Below are 14417 nucleotides of genomic sequence, written 5' to 3'. Positions count from 1 at the left end.
GCCGGCCAAAGTATAATTTATACTTTGGCCGGCCTGCTTTCAGGGTTTTATACTTGGTATGCTATAGTTTGCGCCTGCGCATCTCCTTTTGCAGCAGCGCCAGTTCGCGGCCCATCTGCCCGGCGATGGAGGTGTTCTCCTCCGCCCGCCGGATAAGGTATGGCACGGCGGTGGCCACCTCGCCGTAAGGCAGGTACTTGGAGGCATTGTAGCCGGCGGCGGCCAGGTTATAGGTCAGGTTGTCGCTCATGCCGTAGAGCTGCGAGAAATGGATGCGGCTCCGGTGGTTGCTGATGTGCTCCCGCTGGATGCGCTCCGTCAGGTAGGTAATGCTCTGCTCGTTGTGGGTGGCGGCGCACAGTTCCACGCGGTGCAGGTTCTCCAGGCAAATGTCGATGGCATCGTTGAAGCTTTTGTCCGTATCCGCTTTCCGGAGGAACACGGGGCAGGGGTAATCCTGCGCTTTTGCCCGCAGCTGCTCCTTCTCCAGGTAGGCGCCCCGCACGATCTTGATGCCAAGTATAACAGGCTCGCCCTCGAAACGACGAATGCAGGCCTTCAGGTAAGCTACCCGATCGGTGCGGTACATTTGCAGCGTGTTAAAGACCACGGCCCGGTTTTGGTTGTAGCGGCGCATCATTTCCTCGGCCAGCTCATCCATCGGGTTCTGCAGCCAGCTCTCCTCCGCATCCAGGTATACGGTAATGTCAGCGGCGGCGGCGGCCCGGCAAATAGCATCCAGGCGCGTGGTGGTCCTGTCGTAAGCGGCCTGCTCGTCGGGGCTCAGCGTCTTCCGCAGGTGCAGTTTGTTAAAGATGCTGTTGCGGCCGATGCCCGTCAGTTTCACGCTGATGCAGGAAAAGCTCCGGCTGTCGCGGGCCAGGGCAATGTTACGCAGCACCTCATCGCGCACGGCATCAAACCCGGCTTCCGTGTCCTGCGCCTCGGCGGCATAGTCCAGCACGGTCTGCACGTGCGCACCCGCCATTTTCTGCACGGCCTTTTGCGCCTCCTCCACGGTCTCGCCGCCGCAGAAATGCTTGTATATCGTGTTCCGTATCAGTCCTTTGACTGGCAGGCCCAGGCGCAGCGCCAGAGTGGTGGCCGCGCCGCCGGCCTTCACCAGGGCGGGTTTGCCCATCATGCTGAACAGGAAGTAGGCCAGCTTCATTTCGCTGTCCGTTTTGTTGCAGAAGGTTACCTGCAGGTTCTCCGGGTCGAAACGCCCGGGTAGGGGTTGGGTGACAGTAGCCTGCTCCATTGTGTTAAAATTAAATCGTTCTTAGTTCCAGATGTTGATAATTACTTGCGTTTTTAGCCCCTTAGATAAGTTATGAGGACAGGGGATGAGGTTGTTCCAGCGGGGCGGCAGCTTCAACTCCGGTAGAAAGGTAGGCAATGTTATGCGGCGCGCGGATGAGGTTGGTCAGCTACAAAAATGATTTGTGTCACTTTCTGCCAATGGAGCAAACCGGCCGGCAGGAAGTATGGGAGTATCCTGGCAAGGGTGATGAATATCATTTTCTGGCTGAGGAATTTAGCCTACGTTTGTATGAACAAATAATAGACTGATGAACACCTCAATCATAACGAAACAGGAACTGGTGAACCCCATGACCTACCAGGAATTTAAAGCGCTAACAGACGAGCTGGTGGTACAGAACAAGACCACAGGCGAGGAGCAGAGCGAGCAGCGAATTAACTTTACCAAACTGAACCAGCAGCGCATGAAGCGTGTGGAGAAACAGTTTGTCTTGCAGCCCGAGCTAAAGGCCCTGCTGGAGGAGAACCAGCAGCCCTGGGAGTGGCTGGTGCTGGTGGAGGCCTGGTGCGGCGATGGCGCCCAGCTTTTACCGGCCATCGCGGCCATCGCCGAGGAGGCGCCAAACGTAACGCTGACCGTTTTGCTGCGCGACGAAAACCCCGCCCTGATGGATACCTGCCTGACCAACGGAAGCCGCGCCATTCCCAAACTGATCTGTATGGATGCCACGACCGGGGAACGCGTGTTTACCTGGGGCCCAAGGCCGGCGGCCATTCAGGAGCAGGTAAGGCAGCTGAAAGCCGCAAAGCCTGACGTGAGGCACGACGAGCTGGTGCAGCAGGTACAGCTCTGGTACGCCAAAGACCGCAGCCAGTCGCTGCAGCAGGACCTGGTGCAGCTACTGCAGGAGGCCCCGGCCCTGGAAGTATAAATTATGAAAGTATAAAGCAGGGGTAATCCACCTTGCTTCCTGAAGTATCAACCTTAACCTTTATACCATGAAATACGCTTTTATACTTTTGGCCATGGCAGGGATGCTGTTTTCCTGCTCGCAGGGCCACGGCGATGAAGCCAGCCACAGCGAGGCACACGCCACGCCCACCGCGCTTGCCCTGAATGACGGGGAGCGCTGGCAGGCCGACGAGCCCACCAATGACAATTTGCAGCAGCTGCAGCAACTGATGGAGGACCACCTGAACCAGCCGGAGGCAGACTCGATAGACGCCATCAATGAGCTGGGGCGCGGCATGCAGCTTGGTTTCCAGGAGGTGTTTAAGGAGTGCCGCATGCAGGGCACCGAGCACGACATGCTGCACGCCTACCTGATGCCGATGCTGGAGGATGTAAAGGCCCTTGAGACGAACAACCCGGAAACGGCCCTTGCCGCCCGCGACCGCCTGGCCGAAAGACTGGGTGAGTACCAGACATACTTTAAATAATGCCCCAAACCGGAGGAGAAATTGCTGGCGCAAGTATAAACCGTTGGCGGCTTCCGCTACTGTCGGCCTTGCTGAGCCTGGTGGTGATTGCGCTGCTGGGCCTGCTGCTGCGCTGGATGCTGGTGGCGCCTGTGGCAGGGCTTAATTACAAGCACCTGCTGCACGCCCACTCGCATGCGGCGCTGCTGGGCTGGCTGTACCCGGCGCTCTTTATTGCTTTGCTGCACGCCTACCTGCCCCCGGAGGTGCGCTGCCGGAAAGTATACTTCCGGCAGTTCTGGCTGGCGCAGGCGGCGGTGCTGGGCATGCTGCTCAGTTTCCCGGTGCAAGGTTACGGTGCGATTTCCATCACGTTCTCCACGGCGCACATCCTGCTGAGCTACTGGTTTATACTTTGTTTCCTGAAAGACGCCAGGGCCGCGCGCGTAAGCCAGGGGGTACATACCCTGTCGTTCCGGTTCATAAAAGCGGCCCTGTTTTTCCTGGCGCTCTCGTCGCTGGGCCCGTGGGCGATGGGGCCGATCATGGCCACGGGGCACAGCGGCTCGGCGCTTTACTATAACGCCATCTACTTCTACCTGCACTTCCTCTACAACGGCTGGTTTACGTTCGCGGTGCTGGGGCTACTGGTCTGGTTGCTCGAGAAGTATGAGATCGGCTTTAGTCAGAAGTATGGCCTGCTTTTTTTCAGGCTGATGTTCTGGACCTGCCTGCCTGCCTACCTGCTCTCGGTACTCTGGATTAAGCCCGGTGCTATGGTATACGTTGTAGGAGGACTGGCCGCGTTGGTGCAGGTGCTGGCGCTGGTTTTGCTGGTGCGGGTGCTGTGGCCGGTGCGTGGGCAGGTCTATACCTTGTTCCCGGGCTGGGGGCGGGCCATACTTATACTTGCCGCGCTGGCGTTTATACTGAAGACGCTGATGCAGTTCTCCACCGCCTTCCCCTACATGGCGGATCTGGCCTATAACCTGCGCTTCTTCATCATCGGGTACCTGCACCTGGTGCTCATCGGGTTTGTGAGCTTCTTCATACTTGCCTGGCTGGCGCAACAGGGTTGGGTGGAGTTTGAGCTAAGTATGAGCCGCTGGGGCATGGGTCTGTTTATACTGGCCTTTATAGGCAGCGAGGCATACCTTTTCGCGCAGGGGCTGTTCCTCTGGCTGGGGCTGGGCGCCATACCTGACTTCAACGAGTTGCTCTTTGGGGTAAGTATACTTTTGCCCGTGGGCATCGGGCTGTTCTTCCTTTCCCAACTGCGGCAAAAGCATCATCCTGCTCCCCAACAGGCTGTTGAGGACGTGGGTAGCCACGCTGCAACGACAGCAGCACGCGGCTAGGCGCCCACAGCAGCACAGCACACTGCAAGTATAAACGAACTGCCTTTACAGCAGGCTAATTCCGAAGCTAACCAGGAGCGCTAATTTGAGCACCTCGGCACCAATGTAGTAGAAATGCAGCGTTGACTTAGGGAGTTCCGCCCCTGCGATAGCCCGCTCAGCCCGCTTGTTCATGGCGGGCAACAGCCAGATGGTCTGCAGCAGCAGGAGCAGCAACGGGATGTACAGCAAGTATGAATTGCTCCCGCCCAAGCCCCCTCCCAGGAAAAGCAACAGGAAAGATGCCAGGCCAAAGACCCACTCCACACTGTTTAATCCCTTAAAGACCAGGCGGCCGATGCTCAGGCCGATAGGAAGCGTTACGCCCGGCGCCCGGAACTTCAGCCAGGCCTCCATAAAGCTGATGGCGCTCACGAATCCCACCCACACAAAGATGACGGGAATCACATACGACTCGTAGTTCATGTATAGCTGTGGTTCAGAGAATCGTTCTGCCGCTGTTTTGCTTGTAATATTCTATCTTGGAGGCAAACATATCAGCCATTTTCTGGGCGCGCCATTTCGCCTCCTCTGCCTTCTCGCCGGAAAACAGTTCGTCCAGCGTGGTATAGAAGATCGAGATCCACCTGTCGAAGTGCTCGGCGCCAACAGGCAGCGTGATGTGCTTGGTGCCCGGGCTGCCGTGATAGGTAAGTTCCTCCAGCAGCACCGTCTGCCAGAAGCGGTACATGATGTCGAGGTGGCGCGCCCAGCGGTCCTGTATCCTTTCGTCAAAGATCGGCCCCAGCAGCGCATCAGCGCGCACGCGGGTGTAAAAGGTGTCAACCAAAAGCTTCACGTCGTCCAGGGTTAGTATGTCTTGTTTATTCGTCATCGTATAAAGTTATGTCAGCATCAGGATCTACAGCCTCCCTTAACTCCCTCCCATGCTTTTAGTAGAGGATGAGAGGCGCAGATCCTGATTCTAACAATTAATCATCAGAAATAAGTCATTCGTATCAGGAACTGCTCCTAGCTGCAACCGAGGCTATTGCCACAGTTCAGGCATTTGTAGCAGGTGCCGGAGCGGATGGTGATGTGGCCGCAGACGTTGCAGGCCGGCGCGTCGCCCATCATGCTGGCGAGCACCTGCTGCGTTTGCTCCATCAGCACGGTCCGGCTCTGCGATACTACCTTATAGCTTTTGCCATTGCTGGCAGGCGTTGCCACGGGAGGCTCAACTGCTGCCTGCAGCGGCGCTTCAGCAGCCATGATCTCCGGGTCTTCCGGCTTCACATGCACCAGGTCGGTGCGGTTGAGGTACTCGTAGCCCAGCAGCCGGAACATATAGTCGAACACCGAGGTGGCCGATTTGATGTTGGGGTGCTCCACGCGGCCGGCCGGCTCGAATCGGGTAAAGGTAAAGCGGTTCACGAACTCCTCCAGCGGCACGCCATACTGCAGCCCCAGCGACACTGAAATGGCAAAGCAGTTGAGGATGGACCGGAACGAGGCCCCTTCCTTGTACATGTCGATAAACAGTTCACCCAGCGAGCCGTCGGGGTACTCACCCGTCCGCACGTACACGGTATGGCCGTCAATCTTGGCCTTCTGCGTGAAGCCGGTGCGCTTGTCGGGCATCTTGCGGCGCTCCACCATGCGGGCCAGCTCCTGCCGGAATCCCTCGTTGGCAGAATCGGCCAGGATGGACTGCGCTGCCTTGAGCACCTGCTCGGCGTTATACTTCTCGTCGGCGGTTACGGGGCTGGAAGCTTCCTCCGGCTCATCCTTCTCCTCGGTTTGGCTGCTTTTGGAGGTAAGCGGCTGCGAGAGCTTGCTGCCGTCGCGGTATATGGAGCAGGCCTTCAGCCCCAACTCCCATGACAACTCGTAACAGCGGGCCACGTCCTCCACGCTCACCTCGTTTGGCAGGTTGATGGTTTTGGAGATGGCCCCGGAGATGAAGGACTGCACGGCCGCCATCATGTAAATATGGCCCTCGGCCTTGATGAAGCGCGTACCCTTGTTGCCGCAGCGGTTGGCGCAGTCGAACACCGGGTAATGCTCCGGCTTCAGGAAAGGGGCTCCCTCCACGGTCATGGTGCCGCATACGTAGCTATTGGCCTCGTCTATCTGGCGGGCCGTGAAGCCAAGCGCCTGCAGCAGGTTAAAGTCCGGGTTGTTATACTTTGCCGACGTATAGCCTAGTCTTTCCAGGCAATCCGCTCCCAGGGTATACACACTGAACAGCGAGGCCACATCATAGGCTTTTGGCAGGGCCGCCTCCAGTTGCGCGACCTCCTCCGGCAGGAAGCCTTTTTGGAGCAAGGTCTCCGGGTTGATGTGCGGAGCCCCGTTAAAGGTGCCGTGGCCTTTGGCATAGTTCACGATCGCTTCGCGCTCCGCCAGCGTATAGCCCAGCTTCTGCAGCGCCACCGGTATGGATTGGTTGATGATCTTGAAATAGCCGCCCCCGGAAAGCTTTTTATACTTTACCAGCGCGTAGTCGGGCTCCACGCCGGTGGTGTCGCAGTCCATCAGCAGGCCGATGGTGCCGGTTGGCGCGATGACAGTGGCCTGCGCGTTGCGGTAGCCATACTGCTCGCCCTGCGTCAGAGCCTCATCCCAAGCTTGCCCCGCGGCCTTCAGGAGCTGTGGCGGGCAAAGCTGCTGATCCAGCCCAACAGGTTTTATACTTAGGTTTTCATACTTGCCAGCCTCGTCGTAGCAGGCGTGGCGGTGGTTGCGGATCACGCGCAGCATACTTTCCCTGTTCTGCTCATACTTGGCAAAGGCGCCCAGCGTGGCCGCCAGCTCTGCGGAGGTTCTGTAGGCCACGCCCGTCATAAGCGAGGTGATGCCGGCGGCCATGGCACGGGCGGCGTCGCTGTCGTAGGGCAGGCCCTGCACCATCAGCAGTGCACCCAGGTTGGCATAGCCCAGGCCGATGGTGCGGTAGTCGAAGGAGCGCTGCGCCACAATTTCGGAAGGGAACTGCGCCATCAGCACCGAGATCTCCAGCACCACCGTCCAGAGGCGGCAGGCGTGGGCAAAGGCCGCTACATCAAACTCCTGCTTTTCGGCGTCAAAAAAGCGCATCAGGTTCAGCGAGGCAAGGTTGCAGGCGGTATTATCGAGGAACATGTACTCTGAGCAGGGGTTGGAGCCCTGTATCTTGCCTTCTGCCGGGGAGGTATGCCACTCATTAATAGTAGTGTCGAACTGCACGCCCGGGTCGGCACAGGCCCAGGCGGCCTCGGCCACTTGCCGCCACAGCTTGCGGGCAGGTATGGATCTCAGGATACTGCCATCGGTACGGGCGGTCAGGTGCCAGTCGGCGTTTTGATGCAGGGCCTTAAAGAAGCTGTTGGGCACGCGCACCGAGTTGTTGGAGTTCTGGCCCGACACGGTCTGGTACGCCTCGCCCTCGTAATCGGAGGAGTAGCCGCCGGCGATCAGCGCCGCCACCTTTTTCTCCTCGTCCTTTTTCCAGTTGATGAATTCCTCAATCTCGGGGTGGTCCAGGTCCAGGCTCACCATTTTGGCTGCCCGGCGCGTGGTGCCGCCCGACTTGATGGCCCCGGCCGCGCGGTCGCTCACCTTCAGGAACGACATCAGGCCCGAGGAGCTGCCACCGCCGGAGAGCGGCTCGTTCTTGCCCCGGATGCTGGAGAAGTTCGTGCCCACGCCCGAGCCATACTTAAAGATGCGCGCCTCCTGCACCAGCAGGTCCATTATGCCGCCCTTCTGGGCCAGGTCGTCCTCCACCGAAAGTATAAAGCAGGCATGCGGCTGCGGGTGCTCAAAGGCCGAGTCCGACTCGCGCAGCTCCCCGTTGGACGGGTCTACGTAATAGTGCCCCTGCGCTTTTCCTGCTATCCCATAAGAGGCAAAAAGGCCCGTGTTGAACCACTGCGGCGAGTTAGGCGCGGCGTACTGGCCCAGCAGCATGTACACCAGTTCATCATAGAACACCTGCGCATCGTCCTGCTTTTTAAAGTAGCCATACTTCAGGCCCCATTGCTGCCAGCAGTTCACTAGGCGGTGCACCACCTGCTTCACCGATTTCTCGGAGCCGGTGCTGCCATCGGGTTGCGGCACGCCGGCGCGGCGCAGGTACTTCTGGGCCAGGATGTCGGTGGCTATCTGCGACCATTGCGCCGGCACCTCCACGCCCTGCAGCTCGGCCACCACGTCGCCGGACGGGTTGCGGATGGTGGAGGAGCGGAGCTCGTACGCGAATTGGTCGTAGGCACTCTGGCCTTGTTTGGTGAAGTGGCGGGAGAAAGGGAGGCCGGTGCCTGCAGCTGGTTTTTTCATGAGGGATTTCCTGTTTAAGGGTAAGGGGATATATCTATATAGGTATAAGAATACTAAGCTAAGGCTTGCCCACCTCGGAAAGGATGAGCAAGGTCAACTGTAAAGATGACATCGGTCATTTTCGCCTACTATACTTTCAGTTATACTTGTAAATGTTCTTTAAGTGACTGTGAGCCATGGTTATACAGCCATGCTTAAGGAGCCCGCAGTAAAAAGCAGGCGGCTTTGGAACCTGTTGTAAAGGTAATGCGTTGAATAAAATAATAAAATACCTTTAACTCTTTTATTTTTAAAAACCGTCTTTTACCTTTACAGCGGTGATTGATTAGAAACCCAAAAAATTTTTACCACAATGGCAATTACACAAACAATAGAAACACTGGACGTAACCGTACTGGAGCCACGCATGAAGCACCCAACCATTTTTCAGTGGTTTGACAAACTCAAAGGTGGCGAGGCCTTTATCATTCATAACGACCACGACCCGAAGCCGCTGTACTACCAGCTGCTGGGCGAGCGCGGCAACGTGTTTAAGTGGGAGTACCTGGAGCAGGGCCCCGCAGTATGGGAGGTGCAGATCTCGAAGCTGACGCCGGAAGAAGGGGAGAGCGTGGGCGAGCTGGTAGCCAAAGACTACCGCAAAGCGCAGGTGTTTAAGAAGTATGGCATCGATTTCTGCTGCGGCGGTAAAAAGTCGGTGAAGCAGGTGTGCGCCGAGAAAGGCATCAGCCAGGACGAACTGGAAGCCGAGCTGATTGCTATGGACCAGGCCGAGAAGGAGCGCGATGCGGAGTACGACAAGTGGGACCTGGGCTTTTTAGCGGATTACATCGTGAACATGCACCATAAGTACCTGCGTGAGGCGATCCCGGCCCTATATGAATACACCACCAAAATTGCCCGCGTGCACGGCAGCCGCCATCCGGAGCTAGTAGAGGTAGTAAAGCACTACACCAACGTGGCCAACGAGCTGGAGGCGCACATGCCGAAAGAGGAGCGCGTGCTGTTCCCATACATCAAGCAGCTGGAAGAGGCCAAGAAGAGCGGCGTGAAACTGGAGCCGGCCGGCTTTGGCTCTATCCAGAACCCGATCAACATGATGGAGATGGAGCACGAGAGTGCGGGCGGTGAGATGGAGCGAATCCGTGAGCTGACTGACAACTATACCTTGCCTGCCGATGCCTGCGCCACCTACACGGTTGCGTTCAAGAAGCTAAAGGAGTTCGAGGATGACCTTTTCCGCCACATCCACCTCGAGAACAACATCCTGTTCCCGAAGGCGATCGAGATGGAGAAGGAAGTACTGAAGTAAGATACCCTAGTACCCTAACCCGGCCCTCCCCTGAAAACAGGGGGGAGCCAAGACTAACTCCCCCTCCTGTTTTTAGGAGGGGGTTAGTTAGGGGGAGGTAAAAACCATTAATACCCACGATCATGAAAAAGACGATGGCACCCCAGAAAAGGGATAAAAGCCTGGTTCCGCTGTCACGGGAGCACCACTTTGGGCTGCTGTTTTGCTGGAAGCTGCGCCAGGGGCTGAAGAACGGGACTGATCTGGAGGTGATGCGCGCCTACGTGCGTTATTTCTGGGAAAACATACTAAAGGAGCACTGCCAGGAGGAGGAGTGGCTGATGGAAAGGCTGCTGCCCCACGAGGACACCCAACGCACCAGGATGCATGAAGAGCATAAGCTGATCGAGGCGCTGGTGGAGCTGATAGAAGAGGGCAGCCCGATGAACAGGGACCTGTTTAAAGTGCTGGACCAGGACCTGACCGACCACATCCGCTGGGAGGAAAGAGAGCTGTTCCCGTACCTGCAGGCCGCAGCCCATTCGGATGAACTGGAGCTGGCCGGCCAGCTGCTTGAGCACAAGCACGACCCGCGCCTGGACAACTTCACACCGGAGTTCTGGGTTAAAAAAGCCAAAGTCGCCTAACCATGCGCATAGCAGCCAACACCAAGATATCAGCCCTGATAAAAGAGAATCCGGCTGCCATAGAAGCCATCGCAAGTATAAACAGGCATTTTGAGAAGCTGCGCAACCCGCTGCTGCGCAAGGTGCTGGCCTCCCGGGTAACCATCGCGGATGCTGCCCGCATCGGGGGCTGTGATGTGGAGCGCTTCTATGAAAAGCTGAGGCCGCTGGGCTTTACCGTCAGTGATGAGACAACTACCAAAGGCATGACACAGTCCCAATCCATACCTGCTACTACCGGAATGCCGGCTTTCCTGGTCGAGCTGCCCGCAGAGCGCCTGCTGCAGCTGGATGTGCGCGAGGATATTGCCACCGGCAGCGACCCGTTTCTGAAGATAATGGACGCCGTGGACGGCATAGACGCCACCAACGCGCTGCTGATCATCAACACGTTCGAGCCCACACCGCTCATCGCCATACTTAAAAAGAAAGGCTACGGCTACTTTACCGACACCAAGTCACCAGACCTGGTTTATACTTATTTCTGGCTGGAGAAAGCGCCGGAGGCCACAGCAGTGGAAAGTATAGCTCCTGCCGGAAACGACTTTGAAAAGACCCTGGCCAGGTTTGCCGGCAAGGTGAAACGCGTGGATGTGCGCCACCTGGAAATGCCGCAGCCTATGATCACCATTCTGGGCGAGCTGGAAAACCTGCCAACCGAGGAGGCGCTATACGTGGTGCACAAGCGGGTGCCGCAGTTCCTGTTACCACAGCTGGAGGAGCGTGGCTTTAAGGTAGCCATAAACGAAGTCGGCCCGAACGAAGTATACCTTCTTATTTACAGATAACGAATTACCATGAGCACCGCCACTACATCTAACTCGCCGGGAAAATGGGTTGTGCTGCCGCACTACGCCTTTGCCTCTCTGGCATTTGTGGCCCTGAGCGTGTTGCTGCTTTTCTCCACCGATGCCTTTAGCGGCCACTACTTCCACCCTAAACTGCTCACCCTGACGCACGTGGCGGCACTGGGCTGGGCTACCATGCTTATCTTCGGGGCCCTGTACCAACTGCTGCCGGTGGTGCTGGATTGCAAGCTTTACTCAGAGAAGCTGGCCGTAGCCGCCTTCGCGTTCCTGGGCGTGGGATCCATCCTTCTGGCCTGGTCCTTCTGGAACTTTGAGCTGGGCTGGGTGCTGCACGTGGCAGCCTGTAGCCTGGTCATCGCCTTTATACTTTTTAACATCAACGTGGCGCAAACAGCCCGCAAGGCCCCCAAATGGACCGTAGAGTCCGATTTTATCGTTACCTCGGCTATCTGGCTGCTGGTAACCGGGCTGGTGGGGCTGCTGATGGCGGTGAACTTCACGACGCCGTTCCTGCCGGTGGAGCACACGCACTACCTTAAGCTGCACGCCCACATCGGCATGGCCGGCTGGTTTCTGCTGCTCATCATCGGGGTGGGGTCCAAGCTGATTCCCATGTTTTTGCTGGCGCACCACGAGGACACCAAAAAGCTCAGCTGGTCCTATAACCTGATCAACGCGGGGCTGGTCCTTTTCATCATCGATCACCTGCTTTTCCAGACAGCTCTGCTGCCGGTATACGCGGCGTTGGTGATAGGCGGCGTGGCGCTGTTCCTGTTATACCTGCGCGACGCGGCCAGGACCCGCCAGCGCCAGGACCTGGACCTGGGCATGAGGCAAACCTTTGTGGCGCTGGCCCTGCTTCTGCTGCCGCTTCTGCTGGTGCTGGTGGTAAGTTCCAGGCTGGCGCTTCCGCAGGCGCTGCTGTCATCGATTTACCTGGTCTATGGCATCTCGGTCTTCCTGGGGTTCATCTCGGCGCTTATACTGGGGCAAACTTTCAAGACACTGCCTTTCATTGTGTGGATGCACGCGTACGAGGATTACGTGGGGCGCTTTAAAACGCCGCTCCCCAAAGATATTTACAGCCATGCCCTGCTGCGCTGGCAAAACATCAGCTACCTGCTCGGGTTTATACTTTTAGTGGTGGGGGTGCTGCTCCGCAGCGAGCAGGTTATACTTGCCGGGGCCATTGGCTTCACGCTTACCTCCCTGCTGTACACGGCCAACGTGTTCCACATGCTGCTGCATAAAGTTCAAGAATTAAAACCCTTTACCTATGGAAACACAAAACATGCCTGAGGATTTCGGCCTGGAAGTGTACGAAGCCTTAAAGTATATCATCGACCCGGAAGTGGGTATCAACATAGTGGACCTGGGGCTGGTGTATGAGGTTAGCCTGACGGAGGAGGGGGTGCTGGCCGTGGACCTGACGCTGACGACGCCCGGCTGCCCCATGAGCGGCACCATCGTAACGGCTACGGAGCAGATCCTGATAAAGCGTTTTCCGAGCCTCGACGTAAAAGTAACCCTGGTGTGGTCGCCGCCGTGGAGTACCGAGATGATCACCGAGGAAGGCATGCGGCAGCTGGAGGGGAAATCGTAACTTGCGGCCGCGTCAATGTCAGATGAACATAGACTTTACCAATGCTACTATCTAAAACAACCGAATATGCCCTGCGCGCCATTGTGTACATCGCCCTGAATGATGCACAGGGGCTTAAAGTGGGGATAAAAGAAATTGCCAAGGAGCTGGAGCTGCCGGCGCACTTCATGGGCAAGATCCTGCAGGACCTGGTCCGGAAAGGCGTGATCGCCTCGGTGAAAGGCCCTGGGGGCGGGTTTTTTCTGCACCGGCCGGCCAGCGAGATCAGCATACTGGAAGTGGTGCAGATCATCGACGGCCTGGAGGCTTTCAGGAAGTGCGGCATGGGCATGAAGGAATGCTCCGACACGCATCCCTGCCCGCTGCATGACGACATAAAGGCCTACCGCGGGCAGCTGCTGGCAGTATTCCGCTCCAAAACCATCCAGACGCTGGTAGATGGCATCAACTCCGGCGAGTACTTTATCACGAATGTACAGGAGGTGGAAAACACGCCGAGAATCCGTAGTATGGAATAGACGGCTGTGCTGCTAACCCTGCCACACCATTCCAGCTAGTAACCCCACATCTTATCTTCTAACATAGAACAACACACCGGTTCAGGAGGGGCTTATACTTCCTGAGCCTCAGCAACCCTTATCATGCTAACTACCCAAACCCGAGGCGCATTCCTGGAGAAACTCAGCGCCATGAACCCTGGTGCCTTCTTTGAACGTCAGGAGGCCGAACTGCTGGCTGCCGTGGAGGAGATCCGCGAGCTGAAACGCCAGAAAAACGCCGTGATACTTTCGCATTTCTACATGCCCGCCGAACTGCAGGTGGAGCACAAGGACGGGGGTATCGCCGATTTCGTGGGCGACTCGCTGGGCCTGAGCGTGGCCGCCAAGAGCGTGGAGGCGGATAACATCATCTTCTGCGGCGTGAAGTTCATGGCTGAGACCGCCAAGGTGCTCAATCCCGTGAAGCAGGTGCTGCTGCCCAGCTTCGATGCCGGCTGCTCGCTGGCCGAAAGTATAACCGGTGCCGATGTGCGCAAGCTGAAAGAACAGTACCCGGGCGTGCCGGTGGTGGCCTACATCAATACCTACGCCGAGACCAAGGCCGAGGCCGACATCTGCTGCACCTCCCGCAACGCCCTGGACATTGCCCGCTCGCTGGGCGGCGATAAGCTCATCTTTTTGCCCGACCTGTTCATGGGCCGCAACCTGCAAACCAAGATTAAAGCCGAGACAGGCAAGGAGCTTATACTTTGGGAGGGCAAGTGCGAGGTGCACGAGCAGTTCACGCCGCAGCGCATCAACGGCCTGAAACTGATGTACCCCGAGGCCCAGGTGCTGGTGCACTGGGAGGTGCCCGACAATACCGTGGCCGATGCGCTGACCGGTGCCGGGGGCGTGGTGGGCAGCACCTCCGACATCATCCGGTTTGTAGGCGAGAGCAAAACCCGCCAGTTTATACTTGGCTCGGAGTGCGACCTGGGCGCTACGCTGCGCGGCATGTATCCTGAGAAGGAGTTTATTGTTCCGTGCATCAAGTGTCCGCACATGAAGCAGATAACCATACAGCGCACGCTGGAGGCTCTGCGCGCCATCGGCACGGAAAAAGAGGCACTGTTTGAGGTAACGCTGGATGCGGAGATCAGCCGCCGCGCCCTGGCCCCGATTGAGCGCATGCTGGCCTTTGCATAAC

Annotated in this window: 14 protein-coding genes; 10 read left to right on the top strand and 4 right to left on the bottom strand. The window is 57.5% G+C overall.

Going from position 1 to position 14417, the window contains the following annotated elements:
- Positions 1-61: 61 nt before the first annotated feature.
- Positions 62-1261: a proline dehydrogenase family protein gene (locus A3841_RS01270; protein WP_073850472.1), complete on the bottom strand. Its 1200-nt coding sequence runs from the start codon at positions 1259-1261 to the stop codon at positions 62-64.
- A 310-nt stretch (positions 1262-1571) separates the two neighbouring features.
- Between A3841_RS01270 and A3841_RS01265 the strand changes: the two genes are divergently transcribed.
- The 3 genes from A3841_RS01265 (at position 1572) to A3841_RS20675 (ending at position 4040) form a co-directional block, all read left to right on the top strand.
- Positions 1572-2195 carry a thioredoxin family protein gene (locus tag A3841_RS01265; RefSeq protein WP_073850471.1) on the top strand — a complete coding sequence of 208 codons (624 nt, stop codon included), beginning with the start codon at positions 1572-1574 and terminating at the stop codon, positions 2193-2195.
- A 67-nt stretch (positions 2196-2262) separates the two neighbouring features.
- A complete protein-coding gene (locus A3841_RS01260; protein ID WP_073850470.1) occupies positions 2263-2703 on the top strand; it encodes a hypothetical protein in 441 nt (146 codons plus the stop codon).
- The gene (locus tag A3841_RS20675) at positions 2703-4040 is read left to right on the top strand and encodes a hypothetical protein (protein ID WP_139307851.1); all 1338 of its coding nucleotides are present in this window, start codon (positions 2703-2705) and stop codon (positions 4038-4040) included. Before A3841_RS01260 ends, A3841_RS20675 begins: the two co-directional genes overlap by 1 nt.
- Positions 4041-4085: 45 nt before the next feature.
- Here A3841_RS20675 and A3841_RS01250 read toward each other — a convergent pair whose 3' ends face one another.
- The 3 genes from A3841_RS01250 to A3841_RS01240 form a co-directional block, all read right to left on the bottom strand.
- Positions 4086-4505 carry a hypothetical protein gene (locus A3841_RS01250; protein ID WP_073850468.1) on the bottom strand — a complete coding sequence of 140 codons (420 nt, stop codon included), beginning with the start codon at positions 4503-4505 and terminating at the stop codon, positions 4086-4088.
- 13 nt (positions 4506-4518) lie between these two features.
- Positions 4519-4914, bottom strand: coding sequence for a group III truncated hemoglobin (locus A3841_RS01245; protein WP_073850467.1), 396 nt, complete (start codon positions 4912-4914; stop codon positions 4519-4521).
- Positions 4915-5051: 137 nt separating this feature from the next.
- Complete coding sequence (locus A3841_RS01240) at positions 5052-8339, bottom strand: vitamin B12-dependent ribonucleotide reductase (protein ID WP_073850466.1); 3288 nt, start codon at positions 8337-8339, stop codon at positions 5052-5054.
- A gap of 352 nt (positions 8340-8691) precedes the next feature.
- Here A3841_RS01240 and ric point away from each other — a divergent pair, with 352 nt between their 5' ends.
- The 7 genes from ric to nadA all read left to right on the top strand — a co-directional run bounded on the left by ric (position 8692) and on the right by nadA (position 14416).
- Positions 8692-9651 (top strand): iron-sulfur cluster repair di-iron protein, encoded by a 960-nt coding sequence (ric, locus tag A3841_RS01235; RefSeq protein ID WP_073850465.1) that lies wholly within the window; start codon positions 8692-8694, stop codon positions 9649-9651.
- A gap of 122 nt (positions 9652-9773) precedes the next feature.
- Positions 9774-10277: a hemerythrin domain-containing protein gene (locus tag A3841_RS01230; protein WP_073850464.1), complete on the top strand. Its 504-nt coding sequence runs from the start codon at positions 9774-9776 to the stop codon at positions 10275-10277.
- Between the two features lie 2 nt (positions 10278-10279).
- Positions 10280-11104: a DUF2249 domain-containing protein gene (locus A3841_RS01225; protein ID WP_073850463.1), complete on the top strand. Its 825-nt coding sequence runs from the start codon at positions 10280-10282 to the stop codon at positions 11102-11104.
- A gap of 9 nt (positions 11105-11113) precedes the next feature.
- Positions 11114-12424, top strand: coding sequence for a hypothetical protein (locus A3841_RS01220; protein WP_073850462.1), 1311 nt, complete (start codon positions 11114-11116; stop codon positions 12422-12424).
- Positions 12402-12728, top strand: a complete 327-nt coding sequence (locus A3841_RS01215) for a metal-sulfur cluster assembly factor (RefSeq protein WP_073850461.1) — start codon at positions 12402-12404, stop codon at positions 12726-12728. Before A3841_RS01220 ends, A3841_RS01215 begins: the two co-directional genes overlap by 23 nt.
- 41 nt (positions 12729-12769) lie before the next feature.
- Positions 12770-13246 carry an RrF2 family transcriptional regulator gene (locus A3841_RS01210; protein WP_073850460.1) on the top strand — a complete coding sequence of 159 codons (477 nt, stop codon included), beginning with the start codon at positions 12770-12772 and terminating at the stop codon, positions 13244-13246.
- 123 nt (positions 13247-13369) lie between these two features.
- On the top strand, positions 13370-14416 hold the full coding sequence (gene nadA / locus A3841_RS01205; RefSeq protein WP_073850459.1) for a quinolinate synthase NadA: 1047 nt from the start codon (positions 13370-13372) through the stop codon (positions 14414-14416).
- The last annotated feature ends 1 nt before the right edge of the window (position 14417 follow it).

This window comes from Pontibacter flavimaris (assembly GCF_001907195.1).
GTDB classification, from domain to species: domain Bacteria; phylum Bacteroidota; class Bacteroidia; order Cytophagales; family Hymenobacteraceae; genus Pontibacter; species Pontibacter flavimaris.
The sequence above is the reverse complement of the archived record's forward strand: the minus strand, read 5'-3'. Positions and strand labels throughout refer to the sequence as shown.

Excerpts from the sequence above, each read along its gene's own strand:
- A3841_RS01215 (WP_073850461.1), top strand. The coding sequence starts at position 12,402 with ATGGAAACACAAAACATGCCTGAGGATTTCGGCCTGGAAGTGTACGAA.
- A3841_RS01240 (WP_073850466.1), bottom strand. The coding sequence starts at position 8,339 with ATGAAAAAACCAGCTGCAGGCACCGGCCTCCCTTTCTCCCGCCACTTC.
- A3841_RS01220 (WP_073850462.1), top strand. The coding sequence starts at position 11,114 with ATGAGCACCGCCACTACATCTAACTCGCCGGGAAAATGGGTTGTGCTG.
- A3841_RS01250 (WP_073850468.1), bottom strand. The coding sequence starts at position 4,505 with ATGAACTACGAGTCGTATGTGATTCCCGTCATCTTTGTGTGGGTGGGA.
- A3841_RS01270 (WP_073850472.1), bottom strand. The coding sequence starts at position 1,261 with ATGGAGCAGGCTACTGTCACCCAACCCCTACCCGGGCGTTTCGACCCG.
- A3841_RS01260 (WP_073850470.1), top strand. The coding sequence starts at position 2,263 with ATGAAATACGCTTTTATACTTTTGGCCATGGCAGGGATGCTGTTTTCC.
- ric (WP_073850465.1), top strand. The coding sequence starts at position 8,692 with ATGGCAATTACACAAACAATAGAAACACTGGACGTAACCGTACTGGAG.
- nadA (WP_073850459.1), top strand. The coding sequence starts at position 13,370 with ATGCTAACTACCCAAACCCGAGGCGCATTCCTGGAGAAACTCAGCGCC.
- A3841_RS01225 (WP_073850463.1), top strand. The coding sequence starts at position 10,280 with ATGCGCATAGCAGCCAACACCAAGATATCAGCCCTGATAAAAGAGAAT.
- A3841_RS20675 (WP_139307851.1), top strand. The coding sequence starts at position 2,703 with ATGCCCCAAACCGGAGGAGAAATTGCTGGCGCAAGTATAAACCGTTGG.
- A3841_RS01210 (WP_073850460.1), top strand. The coding sequence starts at position 12,770 with ATGCTACTATCTAAAACAACCGAATATGCCCTGCGCGCCATTGTGTAC.
- A3841_RS01265 (WP_073850471.1), top strand. The coding sequence starts at position 1,572 with ATGAACACCTCAATCATAACGAAACAGGAACTGGTGAACCCCATGACC.
- A3841_RS01230 (WP_073850464.1), top strand. The coding sequence starts at position 9,774 with ATGAAAAAGACGATGGCACCCCAGAAAAGGGATAAAAGCCTGGTTCCG.
- A3841_RS01245 (WP_073850467.1), bottom strand. The coding sequence starts at position 4,914 with ATGACGAATAAACAAGACATACTAACCCTGGACGACGTGAAGCTTTTG.